This window comes from Bartonella sp. TS25HLJMH (genome assembly GCF_042193505.1).
Classification (GTDB): domain Bacteria; phylum Pseudomonadota; class Alphaproteobacteria; order Rhizobiales; family Rhizobiaceae; genus Bartonella; species Bartonella grahamii.
In genome coordinates, this window is the sequence record NZ_JBHILV010000006.1 from 16,588 (window position 1) to 37,394 (window position 20,807).

Annotated in this window: 12 protein-coding genes; 11 read left to right on the forward strand and 1 reads right to left on the reverse strand. The window is 36.1% G+C overall.

Annotated elements, in window-relative coordinates; all coding sequences use genetic code 11:
• Position 1 precedes the first annotated feature (1 nt).
• From nuoN to ACFINF_RS04115, 9 genes are all read left to right on the forward strand, one after another.
• A complete protein-coding gene (gene nuoN / locus ACFINF_RS04075) occupies positions 2 to 1,456 on the forward strand; it encodes an NADH-quinone oxidoreductase subunit NuoN (protein ID WP_375619779.1) in 1,455 nt (484 codons plus the stop codon).
• Complete coding sequence (locus ACFINF_RS04080; RefSeq protein ID WP_375619780.1) at positions 1,456 to 2,265, forward strand: biotin--[acetyl-CoA-carboxylase] ligase; 810 nt, start codon at positions 1,456 to 1,458, stop codon at positions 2,263 to 2,265. The genes nuoN and ACFINF_RS04080 overlap by 1 nt, the downstream gene beginning before the upstream one ends.
• 46 nt (positions 2,266 to 2,311) lie before the next feature.
• Positions 2,312 to 3,988: a ribonuclease J gene (locus tag ACFINF_RS04085; RefSeq protein ID WP_375619781.1), complete on the forward strand. Its 1,677-nt coding sequence runs from the start codon at positions 2,312 to 2,314 to the stop codon at positions 3,986 to 3,988.
• Between the two features lie 202 nt (positions 3,989 to 4,190).
• A complete protein-coding gene (gene proS, locus ACFINF_RS04090) occupies positions 4,191 to 5,516 on the forward strand; it encodes a proline--tRNA ligase (RefSeq protein WP_375619782.1) in 1,326 nt (441 codons plus the stop codon).
• 11 nt (positions 5,517 to 5,527) lie between these two features.
• Positions 5,528 to 6,796, forward strand: a complete 1,269-nt coding sequence (locus tag ACFINF_RS04095; protein WP_375619783.1) for a lipoprotein-releasing ABC transporter permease subunit — start codon at positions 5,528 to 5,530, stop codon at positions 6,794 to 6,796.
• Positions 6,796 to 7,476 (forward strand): ABC transporter ATP-binding protein, encoded by a 681-nt coding sequence (locus ACFINF_RS04100; protein ID WP_375619784.1) that lies wholly within the window; start codon positions 6,796 to 6,798, stop codon positions 7,474 to 7,476. Before ACFINF_RS04095 ends, ACFINF_RS04100 begins: the two co-directional genes overlap by 1 nt.
• 67 nt (positions 7,477 to 7,543) lie before the next feature.
• Entirely contained in the window at positions 7,544 to 7,831 is a 288-nt protein-coding gene (locus ACFINF_RS04105) for a succinate dehydrogenase assembly factor 2 (RefSeq protein WP_375619785.1), read from the forward strand.
• A gap of 5 nt (positions 7,832 to 7,836) precedes the next feature.
• Positions 7,837 to 11,337, forward strand: coding sequence for a transcription-repair coupling factor (gene mfd / locus ACFINF_RS04110; protein ID WP_375619786.1), 3,501 nt, complete (start codon positions 7,837 to 7,839; stop codon positions 11,335 to 11,337).
• A gap of 1,624 nt (positions 11,338 to 12,961) precedes the next feature.
• Positions 12,962 to 13,573 carry an invasion associated locus B family protein gene (locus ACFINF_RS04115; RefSeq protein ID WP_375619787.1) on the forward strand — a complete coding sequence of 204 codons (612 nt, stop codon included), beginning with the start codon at positions 12,962 to 12,964 and terminating at the stop codon, positions 13,571 to 13,573.
• 88 nt (positions 13,574 to 13,661) lie between these two features.
• On the opposite strand, the gene ACFINF_RS04120 is transcribed toward ACFINF_RS04115, so the two are convergent.
• Positions 13,662 to 16,283, reverse strand: a complete 2,622-nt coding sequence (locus ACFINF_RS04120) for a ribonuclease E/G (RefSeq protein ID WP_375619788.1) — start codon at positions 16,281 to 16,283, stop codon at positions 13,662 to 13,664.
• Between the two features lie 585 nt (positions 16,284 to 16,868).
• Here ACFINF_RS04120 and ACFINF_RS04125 point away from each other — a divergent pair.
• Positions 16,869 to 18,098 carry an N-acetylmuramoyl-L-alanine amidase gene (locus tag ACFINF_RS04125; RefSeq protein WP_375619789.1) on the forward strand — a complete coding sequence of 410 codons (1,230 nt, stop codon included), beginning with the start codon at positions 16,869 to 16,871 and terminating at the stop codon, positions 18,096 to 18,098.
• A gap of 168 nt (positions 18,099 to 18,266) precedes the next feature.
• Complete coding sequence (locus ACFINF_RS04130) at positions 18,267 to 20,732, forward strand: penicillin-binding protein 1A (protein WP_375619790.1); 2,466 nt, start codon at positions 18,267 to 18,269, stop codon at positions 20,730 to 20,732.
• Positions 20,733 to 20,807: the final 75 nt, after the last annotated feature.

Sequence of the window (20,807 nt, forward strand, 5' to 3'; positions counted from 1 at the left end):
CATGCAAACTGAAATAATAGCGCAATTAGTCTTAATTCTTCCGGAGCTTTTAATCGCATTAGGAGCTGTCGTGTTGCTTATGATTGGTGTTTATTCCAATACACGTGCTTCTTTAACAGTGACAGGTCTAGCCATGGCACTTCTTGTGGCAACCATTATTATTCTTATAGTTTTTCCGAAAAATGGTTCATTTCAAACCAATGCGCTCGTTATCGATTCCTTTAGTCGTTATATGAAAATTTTAATACTTATTGGTGCACTCTTTTCTCTTATAATGTCTGTTGGTTTTGCCAATGCACAAAAGTTTAATATATTTGAATTTCCAGTGCTTGTTCTTTTAGCAACCCTTGGAATGATGTTTATGATTTCAGCGGGTAATATGCTGTCGCTTTATATGGGGTTAGAACTGCAATCTTTAGCTTTATATGTTTTAGCAGCGATTAATCGTAATAATGTAAAATCTTCTGAAGCCGGTATAAAATACTTTGTTTTAGGAGCATTATCTTCAGGATTGCTGCTTTATGGTATTTCTTTACTTTATGGTTTTACCGGTCAAATTGGTTTTCACGAAATTGCTCTTGCTTTAAAAGGTAAAAATTTACAATTGGGGGTTATTTTTGGAATTGTTTTTATTTTAGCTGGTTTGGCTTTCAAAATTTCTGCTGTTCCATTTCATATGTGGACACCTGATGTTTATGAAGGAGCGCCAACCCCGATTACGGCATTTTTTGCTGGTGCCCCTAAAGTTGCTGCAATGGCTTTAATCATCCGTATTATTGTGATGACCTTTATTCCCCTAGGGCGTGTTGATAATGTGATGCCTGCATGGCAACAAATTTTGATCTTCATGGCGATTGCATCAATGATACTTGGTGCATTTGCTGCAATTGGTCAAAATAACATTAAGCGCTTAATGGCTTATTCGTCGATCAGTCATATGGGCTATGCACTTGTTGGTTTATCTGCTGGAGATATGCTAGGAATAAAAAGTGTTATTCTTTATATGACGATTTATCTTGGAATGACGATTGGCTCGTTTGCTTTTATTCTTGGAATGCGCTCTCAGAATGGCAATGTTGAAAATATTTATGATCTTTCAGGGTTAGCAAAGACAAATCCGTTTATGGCTATTGTTATGACAATACAGCTTTTCTCGTTAGCCAGTGTACCACCTATGGCTGGTTTTTTTGGGAAGTGGTATACATTTTCTGCTGCTGTCCATGCTGGTCTGACGCCACTTGCAGTCGTTGGGATGATAGCATCTGTCGTTGGAGCTTTTTACTATTTACGAGTCATTAAAATTATGTGGTTTGATGACGCAAAAGCCCGTTTTGTTGCTTTATCGAATGAGCTTCAATTTTGTCTCGGTCTTTCTGCATTGTTTATTTTATTTTATACACTTTTTGGAGTTTGGTTTGCTGAATTAGCAGAAAAAGCAGCAGCTGCATTGTTTTAATGAATATGGTTTATATTTTATCAGATTTTGCTCAAGAACAAGGATACACTATTGAGGCGTACGATAGTGTTGATTCAACAAATCTCATTGCGCAACGAAAAGCGCAAATTGGTCATCAAGGTAATCTTTGGATTGTTGCACAAGAGCAATCACAGGGAAGAGCAAGAAGAGGGAGGACTTGGTCTAGTCCCAAAGGGAACCTTTATTCTAGTCTTTTATTAATTGATGATATTGTTCATCAAACTGCAGCTCAACTTGGTTTTGTTGCTGGAATAAGTGTGGCAGAGGCAATAAAACAATTGATAAAAGATGAAAAGAAGACAAACAATATTGTGAGTTTAAAATGGCCAAACGATATTTTGCTCAGAGGAGCAAAAAGCTCTGGAGTTTTGCTTGAGATTTTAAAGTTGTCATCACAACAATATGCATTGGTTATTGGTATTGGAATAAATGTGAAATATAATTATGAAGATGCACCCTATCCCACTTCAAGCTTAAAGGATATCGGTTTGCATATTGAAGCAGAACAATTATTTACGGTTTTGACGGAGTGTTTTTCTAAAAATTACCTCCTTTGGAAACAACCAAAAGGATGTGAAATAATCCGAAAAAAATGGCTTTTATATTCTGCTCACCTTGGGGAACATGTCAAAGTGGTGAATGATGAAAAAGTCATTGAGGGTGTTTTTGATGGTCTTGATAGTAATTTTAACTGCATCATAAAGCAAAAAAATGGTCAGACAGCCATTATAACAGCTGGAGATGTTCATTTTGGTTCGGCTGCTTCTATTAATGCAGGTCGTTATTAAAAAATTGTTTTACCATCAGATACCTTAATGATTTTGGGAGATGTTTATGGTTGCAGCCAATAAGAATGAATTTGTTTTTTTACCTCTGGGAGGTGTAGGTGAAATAGGGATGAATTTAGCTGCTTACGGATTTGGTCCTCAACATCTTCGTGAATGGCTGCTGGTTGATATGGGGATTAGTTTTGCTGGTTCTGAATTACCAGGAGTCGATCTTGTTTTTCCTGATATTCGTTTTCTAGAAAGTGAAAAACATAATATACGGGGTCTTGTTTTAACACATGCACACGAAGATCATTATGGGGCCGTTCTTGATTTATGGCCAAAGTTACAAGTTCCAATTTACTGTACGCCTTTTACGGCAGGATTATTGGAAACTAAAAAACAATTAGATTTTGAATCTCAAAAAATTTTACTCAATATTTTTCAAGCTGGTGATTGCTTTCAGGTAGGTTCCTTTGCTGTAGAGGCTATAGCTGTAAACCATTCAATACCAGAATCTGTATCTTTAGCAATTACAACCTCTTTGGGGACTGTGATTCATACTGGTGATTGGAAAATTGATCATACTCCTTCACTTGGAGCTGTGACGGATGAAAAAAGATTTCGTGCGTTAGGAAAAAAAGGTGTTTTAGCATTACTTTGTGATTCTACAAATGCGTGTCGGGATGGTATATCTCCATCAGAGCAGCAGGTTCAGGCCAGTCTTTCTGAGATTATTTCCAAAGCTGAAGGGCGCGTTGCAATAGCAACTTTTTCTTCTAATATTGGTCGGATACGTTCTATTGCTCTTGCAGCTGAAGCAGCTGGACGTAAGGTGCTTGTCATTGGGCGTTCCCTTAAGCGAAGTATTATGGTTGCACAAGAGCTTGGTTATATGAATGGTTTAGCACCATTTGTAACGGAAGATGATTATGGTTACATTTCGCGAAAAGATCTTGTTTTAATTGTCACAGGGAGCCAAGGTGAGCCATGTGCTGCTTTGGCTAAACTGTCACGTGATGGAATGAGAAATATTGCACTTTCTGCTGGTGATACCGTTATCTATTCATCACGAAGTATTCCAGGAAACGAGAAAGCTATTATTGAGGTACAAAATCGTTTCATTGATTTGGGTATTGAAATTATTACGAATGAAGATGCACTTGTTCATGTTTCAGGTCATCCTCGTCGTTCAGAACTTTTACAGATGTATGATTGGATCAAGCCACAGATACTTGTTCCTGTACATGGGGAAGCAATGCATCTTAAGGCTCAGGCAACTTTAGCGCGTCAAGCGGGTATTAAAATTGTTACAGATATCAGAAATGGAGATATGTTACGTTTTGCACCAGAGCCTGTAGAAGTTGTTGATCAAATTCCTGTTGGCCGCATCTATAAGGATGGTTGCCTAATTGGAGATGAAAATGAACTAGGGATTCGTGAACGTCGCAAACTAAGTTATGCTGGTCATGTTACTATTTCTCTCCATATAAATAGTAAGCATGAGTTATTAGAGGATATAGGTCTAACAACATTCGGGTTACCTGAAAGTAATGGAAAAGGAGAAAGTTTAAAAGATATTCTTTTAGATATTGTAGAAAATACAGTTTATAATATCCCACGCATGAAACAAAAAAATAATGAACTTATTCGAGAGGCAATACGACGTGCTGTGAGAGCGGCTGTTCATGAAATTTGGCAAAAAAAACCTATCTGTACAGTTTTTTTACATCGGTCAAAATAAGGAACTTTCATATTACGTTATTTAAAAAGAGAAGAGCATTTTTATTTTATTGCTAAATAAGAAAAATAGAGAATAAAGCCCAATAAATTTTTAAATAATAAGATCGTTATATTTGCAAGTATTCAGAATGCGGCTATAGATGAATAGAGGGTGTGATAAATTGTTCCGATATGATAGGTGTGATTAGGAGTTAATTATTTCAATGCGTCTTTCTCAATATTTACTTCCACTTTTAAAAGAGAATCCTAAAGAAGCAGAAATTGTTTCTCATCGCTTCATGTTACGCGCTGGAATGATTCGACAACAAACATCAGGGATTTATTCTTGGCTTCCTTTTGGAAAAAAAGTGCTCGATAAAGTTTGTAGAATTATTCGTGAGGAGCAAGAACGTGCGGGTGCAATAGAAATATTGATGCCTACAATTCAATCTGCTGATCTTTGGCGTGAAAGCGGTCGTTATGATGATTATGGTTTAGAAATGCTTCGCATTAAAGATCGTCAAAAGCGTGATTTACTTTATGGTCCAACCAATGAAGAGATGGTAACAGATATTTTTCGCTCATATGTTCGTTCTTATAAAGATCTTCCACTTAATTTGTATCATATTCAGTGGAAATTTCGTGATGAAATTCGCCCACGTTTTGGTGTGATGCGGGCACGAGAATTTTTAATGAAAGATGCTTATTCTTTTGATCTTGATTATGAAGGCTCTAAAACATCTTATAATCGTATGTTTGTTGCTTATTTGCGCACTTTTTCTCGTCTTGGCTTAAAAGCAATTCCTATGCGTGCAGATACAGGTCCAATAGGGGGAGAACTCAGTCATGAATTTATCATTTTGGCTGAAACGGGAGAGAGTGCTATCTTCTGTGATAAACAATTTCTTGAACTTACTGTTCCTGATAGTTCGATCGATTTTAGTAATAAAGCTGTTTTGGATGATATTGTTAAACAATGGACATCTTTTTATGCAGCGACGGAAGAAATGCATAATGAAGAGGAGTGGGCTAAAGTTTCTGATCATAATCGTCTTTCAGCGCGTGGTATTGAAGTCGGGCATATTTTCCACTTTGGCACGAAATATTCTGCTCCAATGGGAGCAAAAGTTATGGGACAAGATGGAAAAGAACATGTAGTCTCTATGGGATCTTATGGTATTGGACCTTCGCGTCTTGTTGCGGCCGCTATAGAGGCTTCTCATGATGAAAATGGTATTATTTGGCCAAAGTCGATGGCACCGTTTGATTTTGGGATTATCAATATGAAATCCGATGATGAAAAATGCACAAAGGCATGTGAGTTTCTCTATCAGGGATTAAAGGAGGCTGGTTTTGATCCATTATTAGATGATAGAAATGAACGTCCTGGATCAAAATTTGCAACAATGGATTTGATTGGTTTGCCAACGCAAATCATTGTTGGTCCTAACAGCATTGCCCAAAATGAAGTTGAAATTAAAGATCGAAAAACAGGATTAAAAAAATCTCTAAAGGTTGAAGATGTACTCAGCCAACTTTCTATAAATTAATAGGAAATGTTATGAAGAGGCTGAAAGACAAATGGTTTTCATCTTATGAGTGGATGATCGCTTTTCGTTATATGATTCCCAATAAAAAACATGTCGTTGCATCTGTTATTTCAATTATTTCTCTTATTGGGATTATGTTGGGCGTATTTGCTCTGGTTGTTGTTATGGCGGTGATGAATGGCTTTCGTACAGAACTTCTCAATCGTATTCTTGGTATGAATGGGCATCTTATTGTTCAAACAGTTGATTCTGGTTTTTCTGATTATAAGACTCTTATTTCATCTTTAGAATCTACAAATGGTGTGAAGTTTGCTTTGCCTATTATTGAAGGTCAAGCGCTTGTTCAAGGTGAAGTTCAAGGTGGCTCTGGCGCATTAGTTCGTGGTATGCGCAAACAAGATCTAGAAAAGCTTAAAACAGTCTCTCAAAACATTAAATTAGGATCGATTTCTCGGTTTGATAAAGAAGAAGGTGTTGCAATCGGAAGTGGCTTAGCAGAAAAATTGGGACTGACAGTTGGAAGAGATATTCGTATTATTACTCCAAATGGTGATGAGACTCCTTTTGGCGTTACCCCACGTGTGAAAGCTTATAAAGTCGTTGCTATTTTTGAAGTTGGTATGTCTGAATATGATTCAATATTTATCTTTATGCCTCTCCATGAAGCACAAATGTTTTTTAATTTGGGAGATAAGGTTCAGTCTTTAGAATTATTTCTAAATGATCCTGATGCTGTTGATCAAATAAAACCTGTTGTAGAAAAAACAGTTGATCAACAGGTCTATTTAATTGATTGGCGTACACGCAATCAGGCTTTTTTTTCAGCCTTACAGATTGAACGAAATGTTATGTTTTTCATTCTTTCTCTGATCGTTCTTGTTGCTGCTTTAAATATTATTTCAGGGCTGATTATGCTTGTAAAAGATAAAAGTCATGATATTGCGATTTTACGCACGATGGGGGCTCAACAGAGTGCTATTTTGCGTATATTTATCATTACAGGAATGATGATTGGTTTTATTGGAACTATATTGGGTTTAGTTTTAGGTGTTATCGCGACCGCGAATATTAATCATATCCAAGACTTTATATCTTGGTTATTTAATGTCGACGTTTTTAATCCTCAACTTTATTTTTTAACAAAATTGCCTGCACAAATTGAGTGGAAACAGACCATCTTGGTTGCTATGATGGCTTTATTTTTGTCGTTTCTTGCTGCTCTCATTCCGGCATGGCGTGCTGCTAAGCTAGATCCCGTACAAGCTTTGAGGTATGAATAATGACAGCTATTTTAGAGCTTGTAGAGATTGAAAGACACTTTTTCGAGAGTCGTAAGCCGCTCATTGTTTTAAATAAAGCGAATTTTATTCTTAATCGTGGAGAGCTTGTCGCACTTGTTGCACCATCTGGTGCTGGAAAATCAACACTTCTTCATATTGCTGGATTATTAGAAAAACCAACAGCTGGTGATGTGATGTTACGGGGTGTTTCTTGTGCGAAGCGCTCTGATAGTGAGCGAACAGCTATAAGACGAAATGATATTGGTTTTGTTTATCAATTTCATCATTTACTTCCAGAGTTTACGGCGTTAGAAAATGTCATGATACCGCAAATGATAACAGGATTAAAAAAATCCATAGCAGAGGATCGTGCGCGCAAATTATTGACGTATCTGCGTGTTTCTCATCGTGCTAACCATCGTCCCTCAGAGTTATCGGGAGGAGAACAACAACGTGTTGCTATTGCACGTGCAGTAGCAAATGGCCCTTCGGTTCTTTTGGCTGATGAACCTACAGGAAATCTTGATCCAGTAACTTCAGCTTATGTTTTTCAAGCTTTATCTATCCTTGTTCGTCAGTCGGGTCTTTCTGCTCTTATTGCAACACATAATTACGCTTTGGCTAAGCAAATGCATCGTCGAATTACACTTAAAGAACAAAAGATTATAGAGCTTCCTTAAAAGCAAGGTACAAATTTTATACGACTAATTGAATAGTTTATATTACTTTATTCAAGGAGACTTTTTTATGACAGTTTTTGTCGTTGACAAAAATCAATTAGATGTACGTCGTCGTCGATTGATTTTTCGTGCATGGCATCGCGGTATTCGTGAAATGGATCTCATTTTTGGATATTATGTCGATGCTCATATTACTGGAATGAATGATAGAACGCTCTCTGAACTTGAGTATATTATGTCTTTTGATGATCGCGATTTACTCACATGGATTACGGGAGAAGTTTCGCCACCCTCTGAAGTTGATAGTCTACTTTTCCGTGATATTGCCAATTATCGTACTTGTTTAAATTATTAATTCCGATGCCTATATTTAAAAAAATTGTTATTCCCAAAAATAATTCTGTTCGTATGATTTTTGATGGAGTTACTGATGGATTTGAAGCCTTTGCGCTTGCTAAATTAAGTTCAGAAATTGCACAAGGTAAACCGCTCATCTATGTTGTCCGCGACGGAACAAAAATTGTTCATTTACAACAAGTTTTAAATTTTATTGAGCCAAATTTACCCATACTTCAATTTCCTGCATGGGATTGTTTGCCTTATGATCGTGTGTCACCAGGAATTGCTGTTATGGCACGTCGACTATCAGCATTGGCACATATAGCAAATTTACGTAAAGATCCACATTCTGCAATTATATTAACAACAGCAAATGCGATTATGCAAAAGTTACCTCCTCGTGAAATGATAGAAGCTCAGCTTATTCACGCACGTGTTGGACAGCGCAATAACATGGGAAATCTTATTCGGTTTCTAGAAACCAATGGTTTTGAACGCGTTACGGTTGTCCGTGATGTTGGTGAGTTTGCTGTAAGAGGAGGAATACTTGATATCTTTTCTCCGATGGATGTTGAACCTTTACGTCTTGATTTTTTTGGAGATACCCTAGAAAGTATCCGCATATTTGATCCAGAAAGTCAAAGGACAACAGGCCAAAAAACTGAACTTTTATTACAGGCAATGAGTGAGGTTGTTCTCACACCAGAATGCATAAGCCGTTTTAAGAGCAATTATACCCATACATTTGGTGTATCACAAAAAAATAACATGCTTTATGAAGCAATTGCTCAAGGTCGGCGTTTTGTCGGTATGGAACATTGGCTTCCATTTTTTTATGAAAACCTTGATAGTTTTTTTGACCATTGTGGCAACTTACCGATAGTTTTTGAGCATCTCATAGAAGAAGTCTTCATTGAGCGCTATCGTCTTATTGAAGACTATTATAACGCGCGCAAAGAGCGCGAAAAGGATGTAAAAAATTCTACTTCTTATCATCCAATAAATCCTAGTCTTTTTTACTTAACGCCAGAACGTGTTTTGGAAGGTGTACAACAATCTTCACAGCGTATTGATTTTTCACCTTTTAATATTCCACAAAGTTTGGAACAAACTGTTATTCACACCAATGTTAAACAGGGATATGATTTTGTAAAAGAGCGTAATGCGCAGGAAAAAAATGTTTTTTCAAGTGTTATTGATCATATTGCATCTTTACGCACTGCTGGTAAAAAAGTGCTTTTAGCGTGTTGGAGTGAAGGATCTCTCAATCGTTTGCTACAAGTTCTTGATGAGCATGGATTGAAAAAAATAGATGTTGCAAAATCCTTGCAAACTGTCAAAGCAACACCACGAGATCACATATTAGCAGCTGTTATCATGATAGAACATGGTTTTGAGGCTGAAGATTTAGCTATTATAGCAGAGCAAGATATCCTTGGCGATCGTTTTATAAGATCGCCAAAGCGGCGTAAAAATAATACAAATTTTATTTCTGAAATTTCTGCTTTAAATTCTGGTGATATTATTGTGCATATCGACCACGGTATTGGTCAATTTGTTGGTCTTAAAACCATCAAAACTACTGGAATTTTACGAGATTGCCTTGAAATTAGATATGCTGGAGGTGATTTACTCTTTTTACCTGTTGAAAATATTGAGCTTCTCTCACGTTATGGCTCAGAAGGAACAGAGGTAACTTTAGATAAATTAGGAGGTGTTGCTTGGCAAGCACGTAAAGCTCGGCTTAAAAAACATTTATTAGAAATGGCAGGGCAATTAATTCGTATAGCTGCAGAGCGTATGACTCGTGCTGCGCCTGCTTTACTTCCACCAGTTGGATCATTTGATGAGTTTGTTGCTTGTTTTCCTTATGAAGAAACGGAAGATCAAATGAATGCAATTGATGCTGTTTTAGACGATTTAGCCTCAGGAAAGCCTATGGATCGCTTGATATGCGGTGATGTTGGTTTTGGAAAAACCGAAGTAGCCATTCGAAGTGCTTTTGTCGCAGCATTAAATGGATATCAGGTTGCTGTTGTTGTACCGACAACTTTGCTTTCACGTCAACATTACAAGACATTTATTTCGCGTTTTCAAGGATTACCAGTTAAAATTGGACATGCTTCAAGGCTTGTAAAAGCGAAAGAACTTGCACAAGTAAAAAAAGGTATTTCAGATGGTACAATCGATATTGTCATTGGAACCCATGCGTTATTAAGTGGTGCAGTTCATTTTTTACGGTTAGGCCTTCTCATCATTGATGAGGAGCAGCATTTTGGTGTCAAACACAAAGAGCGTTTAAAAGAGCTTAAAAGTGATATTCATGTTCTCACACTTTCAGCGACTCCTATACCTCGCACTTTAGGGTTAGCATTATCGGGTGTACGTGAACTTTCATTGATAACAACGCCCCCTATTGATAGAATGGCAGTTCGTACTTTTATTTCACCCTTTGATGCTCTTGTTATACGAGAGACTCTGCTTCGAGAATATTATCGTGGCGGACAAAGTTTCTATGTTTGTCCTCGTATTTCTGATCTGGCTTTTGTAGAAGAATATCTCAAAACACATGTACCAGAACTGAAATTCGTTGTGGCTCATGGACAAATGCCGGCTGGACAACTTGATGATATCATGAATGCATTTTATGATGGGCAATATGATGTTTTGATATCGACAACCATTATTGAATCTGGTCTTGATATTCCAACAGCCAATACCCTAATTGTGCATCGCGCTGAGATGTTTGGTCTTTCTGCACTCTATCAGTTACGAGGGAGGGTAGGGCGTTCAAAACAACGTGCTTATGCACTTTTTACATTTCCTGCTGGTAAAGTTTTAACAGCTGCTGCTGATCGCCGTCTTAAAGTTTTACAATCTCTTGACACCTTGGGGGCCGGTTTTCAATTGGCAAGCCATGATATGGATATCCGCGGTTCAGGCAATTTTTTAGGTGAAGAGCAATCGGGGCATATTAAAGAAGTTGGATTTGAACTCTATCAAAAAATGCTTGAAGAAGCTGTTGCTGAATTAAAGGATGGAGAACTAAATGAAGATAAGCAATGGTCTCCTCAAATTTCACTTGGTACAACAGTGATGATACCAGAAAGTTTCGTGCCTGACTTGCCATTACGTATGGGGCTTTATCGTCGTTTAACAGAACTTGATGATTTAGAACAAATTGATGAATTTGCAGCGGAGTTAATTGATCGCTTTGGTCCTTTACCACTTGAAGTTCAACACCTTCTTAAAGTCTTTTATATCAAAACATTGTGTCGAAAAGCGCATGTAGAAAAATTGGATACTGGACCAAAGGGGATTGTTATACAGTTTCGCAATAATTATTTTGCAAATAGTGTTGCTCTTGTTCAGTGGGTTGGAAAACAAGGTTCGATGGCAAAAATTCGACCAGATCAAAGTATCGCTCTTATTCGTGATTGGTCCACAGCGGATGAAAGGCTTGTTGGAGCAGCGAATATTATGACACAGCTTGTCGAAATGGCAGAACAACATTCTGGTTAAAAACTTCTTTGTTGTTTCAGAATTGTTACTCATTTTTATAAAATTATTATATAAAAACAAATAGTTATTAATTTTTTATAAGAATAAAATTTAAGTTTATAATAAAAGAACTTCTTACATATTCATTTTGCGTTCTTCATCATAAGACATATTGATATAATGAAGAAAATAGCTTAGACGGTGTAACCGCAATAAATAGAACGTGCATATAAGTATCTTCTCTAAAAAGCAAAAATTTAGGCCAAGATAACCTGCCTTCTTCATTACAAAAGTTGCTAACGATGGTTTTTTATTCCCTGTAATATATGGCATAAAAAATGCTCATGCTCATTTATCTTCTAAGGAACAATACCAACATTAAAAAAAACAAAAGAAAGAATACTAAAGATAGCATACAATTTATTGAAGATAAGTATTTATCATTTAGATATTTTGGGAAAAATTTTTTCTAAAGCAGAATACTATCAGTGTTTGCAGGAACGGAATAAGTTTTTAAAAGAACTGAAAATCTGAAGGATGAATATTATAATTTTGGTTCGAAATTACAGGATCTATTTGAAAAAAATAAAAATTTATCTCTAGGGTACATATAGCGAGAGAGTACGAAGTAGGAGAATACGAGGAAAAGCTGAATTATTTAATAAATGAAAAATTATCCTCATATTTGTTATTAGTTGCAAAATTTTAGTGGATATATTGCAGAGTGATATAGGTGCTATTTTGCACAAAGATTTTGATTGGAAAGATAAAGATTTTTATTGAGCAAAAGACGCAATTAATTTGATAATCTCCAGTTTATAACAATATAAAAGAATTGCTAACAGAAGGCTCTTAATAGCTATGAAAAACAAAAATTTGATGATGCAAAAGATAAGTTATTATTATAAATAAAATATTTTCAACAGTTATAAATTTTTTCTCTAAGAAAATATGTTGTTTAATTAATAAAAAAGCACTTCTTTAGTAGCGTATTTTTAAACTAAACTTTTTAGTTAAAAGCTATAGAATATAAAACTTTATTACAAAAATGTATCGCCATTGTTTTGTATATAAGGGCAAAAAATTGTCCATTAGCAAAAAAATTTCTTACAATTATGCAGAAATTTTAGACAATCATTGGTTTTAATTCATCAAATGTTTCAATAATACCGTAAATGATTTTGTTTTTGTGTACCACACGAGGCACATAAGGAAAACAGTAAAATTTATCTGATATTTTGGAATTTCATGCATTGCAATCCTGTTGCTAAGGTTCCACAAACTTAAATGAAGAGTAATAAATGTAAAAAGTTTAATTAGTAAGATTTTTAGAGTAGTATAGGAGTTTATTTTAATTAATATTGCAATATTGATTCGTTTGTGTAATCTTAGCTCAAATGCACGAGGTGTTTTATGGATAGATTGCATCAAACACCAATGTGATGAAGAGGGGAATTATATGGGTGTATAAAAATTAGAATGGCTCGTCGTATTTTTTTCTCTAAATTTGACTTTTTTTTTTATATTGAAGTAAAAATAGTAAAATTAAGTATTATTTCATTATAATTTAATAAATTTAAGTTGGAACTATATTTAATATTTTTTTGAAGTTACTTAAGAGCGCGTTGAAAGGATTAACTTAATCATGTCGCATAAAAATGTTTATTCTGCTGTTTCAGTATTAGTTGGAGCGGCTGCCCTTTTTCTTATAGCTGGTATTTCTGCAAATGCACAAACTTTATCACAAGGTTGGTACAAAGTTTGTAGTAAACAGCATGATGTTGATATTTGTAATACAATGAATACTGTATTATCGAATACGGGACAACCTTTAACGGCTTTTAATCTTGTTGAAATAAAAGGGAAGCAAAATGAAAAACGTATAGGTATTCAAGTACCTACAGGTCGTTTTTTGCCAGAAGGTGTTCACATTAAAATTGGTGACGATTTCTCTAAAAAAATTCCTTATATTATTTGTAATGGACCAAGTTGTATTGCCAATGATGTCTTAGATGATAAGCTTATAGCAGCTATGAAAAGTGGTAAAAAAATGGTTGTAACCACAGTTAATTTCCGTGGTTCAGCTAATCCTATTGAATTTTCTCTTAATGGGTTTACAGCAGCCTATACCGGTCCTGGTATGGAGGAAAAAGATTTTCAACAAGAACAAATAAAGATGCAGCAAGCCATTCAATCAAAGCAAAAAGAAATTGAAGAGCGTATGCGGGCTGAACAAGAAAAAGCAAAACAAAAGTGATAGACCTACACCATAGAATTGGTTGAAACGTCTTCTATAATTGTTTATTTAAACCGCCACAGTTTTCTGTGGCGTTTTTTTTAAATCTTTAATTTTTCGAAAGAATTCTGCGTTTCCACCAACCAATACGTTCAGTTTTGGAAGAATCATTAGGCGTTGATGAAACAACAACGGGTTGATTAATTGTTTCTTCAATTTGGGAAGGAGAGGTTTCGACAACTTCCTCCATCTCGATTATAGTTTCTTTCTCTAATATTTTTTGTATTTGCGTTGTCTCTTTAGAAGATAATTTTTTACGTGTTGCACGTGTTGATTTTTTACTATTTTCAAGAGTTTTATCTTCTACTTTATGAATAGATTTGTCTGCTTTTTTTGTTTTAGCCTTACGTACCGAATTAGTTTTAGGTTTTTCTTCAAGAGATTTTTGTTCTACGACATTTTGATCATTCTCTAAAAAAAGTTGATTTTCTACTACTTTTGAAGAACGTGTTTTACGTTTTTTAGGTTTAATACTTGTATCAATTTTTTCAGATTCACCCTGTTGTTGTATATCTAGAGCCTGTGTATTATTTTTTGTTTCTTCAAGTTCAAAAGACTTAGCGGGTGAAACACGATGTTTGCGATGTGCTGCTTTAATTTCTGCTAAAGCCTGCTTAGCAAAATCTCCCACTGGTTCTGCGTAAGGAACGCGAATCTGATGAAAACTATTATCTTGATTGCGTCGACCACCACGACGTCCTCGACGACGTCCTCGACGATAAGAATCATCATTCAAGGTATCTTCTTTTTTATGAACATTGGAGAGAGAATGATCAGTAATTTCACCGTGACGATTTTTCCGCCGACGCTTTTGGTTTGTTTCAATGGGAGAAGGATTTTCAATAGATTCACTTTTTATGAAAATAGAATCTTCAATTTCTTGCTTATTAGCATCTTCCAATGAAGATCGAGAAATACTCTCTGCTATTGAGCCTTTAGAAATAACAAGATGTTGCGTACCAATACTATCATCTGCTTCAATACTAATATTAAGCTTAAAGCGAGCTTCTAAATTAACAAGAATGTTGCGTTTATGATTTAATACATAAAGCGCTGTTGCTACGGGTGTGCGCACGATAATATTATATTGCGAATTATGAAGAAGATATTCTTCAATTGAGCGCATGACATGTAACGCAATTGATGATTCAGAACGTATATTTCCTGTTCCTGCGCAATGTGGGCAGGGCTGTGTTGTACTTTCTAAAACCGATATGCGAATACGTTGACGACTCATTTCTAAAAGGCCGAAGTGTGAAATATGACCTACTTGAATACGAGCACGATCATTTTTTAAACAATCTTTTAATTTTTTTTCGACTAGCTTCACATTGCGTTCTTCAAGCATATCAATAAAATCAATCACAATTAAACCAGCAAGGTCACGCAAGCGTAATTGACGCGCTACTTCTTCGGCAGCTTCAAGGTTAGTTTGTAAAGCTGTCTTTTCGACAGAGAATTCTTTTGTAGAGCGGCCAGAATTTACGTCAATAGCAACAAGTGCTTCTGTTTGATTAATAACCAGATAACCACCAGATTTTAAAGAAACCTGTGGTTGCAACATTTTATCAAGTTGAATTTCAATATTATTTCTTGCAAAAATGGGTGTAGGATCACGGTAAGGTTGCACAACTTTTGCATGACTTGGCATGAGCATACGCATAAAGTCTTTCGCTTCACGATATCCTTGGTCTCCAGAGACAAGAATCTCACTAATGTTCTTATTGTAAAGATCTCGTATAGAACGTTTGATGAGATTACTTTCTTCATGGACAAGGCATGGCGCCGTTGACTCAAGTGTCAAAGTGCGAATAGTATCCCATAACCGCATAAGATATTCATAATCACGTTTAATTTCAGCTTTTGTTCTATTGGCACCAGCGGTTCGTAAGATAACGCCCATACCTTTTGGAACTGCTAATTCTTTTACGATTTCTTTAAGACGCTTACGGTCTTGTACGTTCGTAATTTTTCGTGAAATACCACCACCACGTGCTGTGTTGGGCATTAGAACAGAATAACGACCTGCTAAAGATAGATATGTTGTAAGGGCAGCACCTTTATTACCACGCTCTTCTTTGATGACTTGTACCAACAAAATTTGACGCCGTTTAATGACTTCTTGAATTTTATACTGGCGCCCTTGTTTTCTTTGATAAATTGGGAGTTCTTCACGAATGTCCTCAGCACCGACCATTTCGATCTCATCATAAGAGATATCGGCATTTTCTGTATTATCAATTATTGTCGCTTCAGATGTGATATCATTTTCAATATCGGCTGCTATGACATTGTTTTTTCCATCTTTTTTTGTTCTCCTGGAGCGTTTTTTATTTTTAGTTGCTTCTTCCGTAAAGGCATCTACAGAATTTTCTCCTACAGCTGCTTTTTCCTCTTCTTCAAGAAGAGCAAGGCGATCAGCAATAGGAATTTGATAATAATCAGGGTGAATTTCAGAAAATGCTAAAAAACCATGTCGGTTTCCACCATATTCAACAAAAGCTGCTTGGAGAGATGGTTCTACACGCGTAATACGTGCGAGATAAATATTCCCCTTGAGCTGTTTTCTATGTTCTGATTCAAAATCAAGTTCTTCAATTTTGTTGCCGTGCACAACAACAACACGTGTTTCCTCCGGATGGGAGGCATCTATAAGCATTTTGTTTGACATAAGTTAATATCCTGAAGGCGACATGCACAATTTTATTCAAACGAACGCTATAACTATTCGTAAATATAAAAGGCTGTCTGCCATAAAAGGGAGGTACCAGAAAAACAGGACGGAACACCACGTGCAGAGGCATGACTGCATTTACACCATTTCTCATCATTATCTCCATCTGTTTTTTATGACTCATATTTCTTAAAAGTCTCCGGTAAAATAATCTTTAAAACAGTTCGGACATCCGAACCAACGAATCTTAAGTAATGCAATCCTAATGTTATAACATAGAAATTTTTCATCCATAAAAAAGTCTCAACGCATAATAGGCAAAAAACCTCTAAAGACAACTTAATATGAGTTACAGATAATTTAGATGACTATTATCAGCTAGGAAGCATAAATATTCTTTTATGTTGATATCATGCGTTTGGCAAGTAACAATGTAAATCATGTACAATGATAATATTTATGACCTTAATTTCGTTTTTGGGTGTTTATTTAGATTTTATTGAAAAATAGAGAATAAGTTGGTGTATCGTTTTTATGTAACCAAGATAAATTATTACAAATGTAATGTAGAGTATTTTGCTTATGATAAGAGTTTTCTTTACCAAAAAGCTGAAAATAGCTTATGGGGATATTATTGCGCTCATCACATACTTTTTATTATTTTTTTTGCTATTCCAAACCAGTGTTCAAGCCGCAGATCCTCTGAGACTTATTAATTTTCGAACCATTGGTGATAGTGTTCATACGCGTATTATTGCGGTTTTCAATTCAAAACCAAATATTCGTTTACAGATTTTGGACAGGCCAACACGGTTGGTTATCAATTTACCTACACTTGACTTTTCAATGCAAAATACGCCTTTAAAGAAACAGAATACATTATCCGTTATGCTTTCAGATGTGCGTTATGCTTTTTCTGACATACAGACTTCACGCATTATTTTGACAAGTAAAACGGCTTTTGTAATTGAAAAAAATGTCGTAAAAAAATTAAATAATGGTTTATGGCAGTTGCTGATTGATATTCGTAAAAGTACATCAGAAAAATTTGATGAGATATTAAAAAAACAGCAAAGGACCAATTTTGATACAAAAACGCAGTTAATGCCAGCATATAATTTCCGTGTTGTTCTTGATCCTGGTCATGGTGGTATTGATGGCGGTGCGCGGGGTGTTACTGGAGTTTTAGAAAAAGATGTAACTTTAGACTTTGCGCGTGCATTGCGAGACGAATTACAAAAGGATTCTCATATTACAGTTGCTTTAACGCGAGATTCCAATATTTTTTTAAGATTAAGTGAAAGAGTTAAAAAAGCGCAAGAGTTCGATGCTGATCTTTTTATATCTATTCACGCAGATACGATTGATCTACATTCTCTTCGCGGTGCCACAGTGTATACCATATCAGATAAAGCCTCTGATGCCATTGCAAAATCTTTAGCTGAAAATGAAAATAAAGTTGATTTGCTGGACGGTTTGCCTGCAGATGAAACGCTCGAAGTTACAGATATTTTGATGGATCTTACACGACGTGAAACACATACATTTTCGGTGAATTTTGCAAATAGTGTAATTTCAAGTTTATCAAAGAATCATATTAACTTGATTAATAACCCACATCGGTATGCTAATTTTCAAGTTTTAAGAGCTTCAGATATACCCTCCGTCTTGATAGAAATAGGTTATTTATCCAATAAAGAGGATGAAAAGTTATTAAATGATCCTCATTGGAGAAAACAAATGGCAGCCTCTATTGCTCATTCTATTCGTCAATTTGCTCATTATAGGCAGAAAATGATACAGCCTCTTTAAATTTGTGGGAAAATAGAGTATTAATATGGGTTTCTAGTATACCCTAGTATAAATAAAAAATAGAAAATAAATTCTCTTAATCTCAATCTTGTGGTGATATCCGCTCGGTGTGTTTGAAATAACGTATTTTTTCTTTGATTAATTCTTAAGAAAGCGATAGCCGTTTTTATGATTATTTTTTTAAGATATCTTCTTCGTTTTTTTGTTGCTATTGGACTTTGTGGAGCAATAACGTGGGGTGTTATGACCAGTGGTCAAGCAAATGCACTCCCTGATTATGAAGTTCTTTCACTTTATGAGCCGCCGGTAATGACCCGCGTTCATGCTTCTGATGGCCGCCTTATGGCAGAGTTTGCAACAAAACATCGCCTCTATTTACCGATTCAATCAATACCAAAGCTTGTTATAAATGCTTTTATTTCGGCTGAAGACAAAAACTTTTATCATCATTTTGGTTTAGATCCCGAAGGGCTTTCTCGAGCTTTGATCAATAATATTCGTAATATTGGTTCTGGAAGGCGTCCAGAGGGTGCATCAACTATAACGCAACAAGTCGCTAAAAACTTCCTTTTAAGTTCAGAAACAACGTTAGAGCGTAAATTTAAGGAAGCTATTTTAGCAATGCGTATTGAGAAAACTTATTCAAAAGATCATATTCTCGAACTTTATCTCAATGAAATTTATCTGGGTCGTGGCACTTATGGTATAGCAGCTGCTTCTTTGACCTATTTTAATAAATCCGTCAATGATTTGACTCTAGAACAATGTGCTTATTTGGCTGCTCTTCCAAAAGGACCAGCAAATTATGATCCATTTAAGAATACACAGCGTGCTATTGATCGGCGCAATTGGGTTATAGATCGGATGATTGCAAATGGATATGTAACGCATGAACAAGGTGAAAAAGCGAAAGCTAAACCTTTAGGAGCGACAATACGTGGGAGTGATAGCTATGTTTTTGCGGCTGATTATTTTACTGAAGAAGTGCGACGTCGTTTAATACATCGCTATGGGGCTAAAACACTTTATGAAGGTGGGCTTTCCATTCGTACAACGCTTGATCCGCATTTACAACTTATTGCGCGACGTGCTTTGCACGCTGGGTTAATTAGATTTGATCATTCGCAAGGATGGCGTGGAGCTTATGCGCATATCGATGAGAGGGGTGATTGGGGGATAGAGCTTGCAAATATCACAGGGCTAAGTGATGTTCCTGAATGGCGTTTAGCTGTTGTTCTTTCTACTAATACCAATAAAGTAGAGATTGGTTTACAGCCACAGCGCGAAGCTTCAGGTATATTATCAAAAAAACGGGAAATTGCTGTTTTATCTGAATCTGATTCAAAATGGGCACTCCATGTTGTAAAAGAAAATGGTTATCGAAAAACTGTTCAGAACTTATCTCATGTTCTGCAAGTTGGGGATGTCATTTTTGTTGAAAAACTATCTAATACAAACAACATTTATCGTTTACAACAAATTCCAAAGGTTGAAGGTGCAATTGTTGCTATGGAACCTCATACAGGGCGTGTTCTTGCTATGGTGGGAGGATTTTCTTTTGCTGCATCTGAATTCAATCGTGCAACCCAAGCTTATCGCCAACCGGGGTCTGCTTTTAAGCCTTTTGTTTATGCAGCAGCTCTTGATAACGGGTATACACCAGCATCCGTTGTTTTAGATGGCCCCATTGAAGTTCGTCAATATAATGGTGAAGTTTGGCAACCAAAAAATTATGGTGGTACCTTTGCAGGACCTTCAACGTTGCGTTATGGGATTGAGCGTTCTCGTAATCTTATGACAATACGGCTTGCCAATGATATGGGAATGCCTCTTGTCGCTGAATATGCAGAACGCTTTGGCGTAGTGGATAAATTGCAGCCTTACCTTCCCATGGCTTTAGGGGCTGGTGAAACAACAGTATTACGAATGGTTACAGCTTATTCAGTTATTGCCAATGGGGGACGCTCTATTAAACCTTCTCTGATAGACAGAATTCAAGATCGTTATGGAAAGACAATTTATCGTCATGATGATCGTATTTGTGAAAATTGTAATACGCATTCATGGAATAATCAACGTGAACCCACATTGATTGATGAGCGAGATCAAGTTCTTGATCCTATGACAGCTTATCAGATTACATCCATGATGGAAGGGGTTGTTCAGCGTGGTACTGCAGCACGTTTACGTTATCTTAATCGACATATTGCCGCTAAGACAGGGACAACCAATGACTCTAAAGATGTCTGGTTTATGGGATTTACTCCTGACATTGTCGTTGGTATTTTTATTGGCTACGATCAACCTGCTCCGTTAGGATATAATGGAACCGGAAGTTCATTAGCTGCACCTATCTTTGGTGAGTTTATGGCAAATGCTCTTAAAGGGAAGCCAGATGTTCCCTTTAAGATGCCAAAGGGTATGATTTTAATGCCAATTAATCGGAAAACAGGAATGCTTGCGGAAAGAGGAGATCAAGATGTCATTATAGAAGCATTTAAACCAGGAACTGGCCCTGCTGATATATATCAAGTTATTGGGAGTACAAATTCTTTTCAAGAAGGTGTTCCTGCAGTAACTACTTCTCCACAAGTCAATAAAGCCCTTGAAAGTGGGACAGGTGGGCTGTATTAATCAACAAAGTCTCCTTTCGCCATGAGTCTATGGTTTTTATTTTTTACAGTGTCGATCCGATAAGTCCATGCTATT

Bases quoted from the DNA above. Each gene is read 5' to 3' on its own strand.
- nuoN (WP_375619779.1), top strand. From the start codon at position 2: ATGCAAACTGAAATAATAGCGCAATTAGTCTTAATTCTTCCGGAGCTT.
- ACFINF_RS04085 (WP_375619781.1), top strand. From the start codon at position 2,312: ATGGTTGCAGCCAATAAGAATGAATTTGTTTTTTTACCTCTGGGAGGT.
- ACFINF_RS04130 (WP_375619790.1), top strand. From the start codon at position 18,267: ATGATTATTTTTTTAAGATATCTTCTTCGTTTTTTTGTTGCTATTGGA.
- ACFINF_RS04115 (WP_375619787.1), top strand. From the start codon at position 12,962: ATGTCGCATAAAAATGTTTATTCTGCTGTTTCAGTATTAGTTGGAGCG.
- ACFINF_RS04120 (WP_375619788.1), bottom strand. From the start codon at position 16,283: ATGTCAAACAAAATGCTTATAGATGCCTCCCATCCGGAGGAAACACGT.
- proS (WP_375619782.1), top strand. From the start codon at position 4,191: ATGCGTCTTTCTCAATATTTACTTCCACTTTTAAAAGAGAATCCTAAA.
- ACFINF_RS04100 (WP_375619784.1), top strand. From the start codon at position 6,796: ATGACAGCTATTTTAGAGCTTGTAGAGATTGAAAGACACTTTTTCGAG.
- ACFINF_RS04080 (WP_375619780.1), top strand. From the start codon at position 1,456: ATGAATATGGTTTATATTTTATCAGATTTTGCTCAAGAACAAGGATAC.
- ACFINF_RS04095 (WP_375619783.1), top strand. From the start codon at position 5,528: ATGAAGAGGCTGAAAGACAAATGGTTTTCATCTTATGAGTGGATGATC.
- ACFINF_RS04125 (WP_375619789.1), top strand. From the start codon at position 16,869: ATGATAAGAGTTTTCTTTACCAAAAAGCTGAAAATAGCTTATGGGGAT.
- ACFINF_RS04105 (WP_375619785.1), top strand. From the start codon at position 7,544: ATGACAGTTTTTGTCGTTGACAAAAATCAATTAGATGTACGTCGTCGT.
- mfd (WP_375619786.1), top strand. From the start codon at position 7,837: ATGCCTATATTTAAAAAAATTGTTATTCCCAAAAATAATTCTGTTCGT.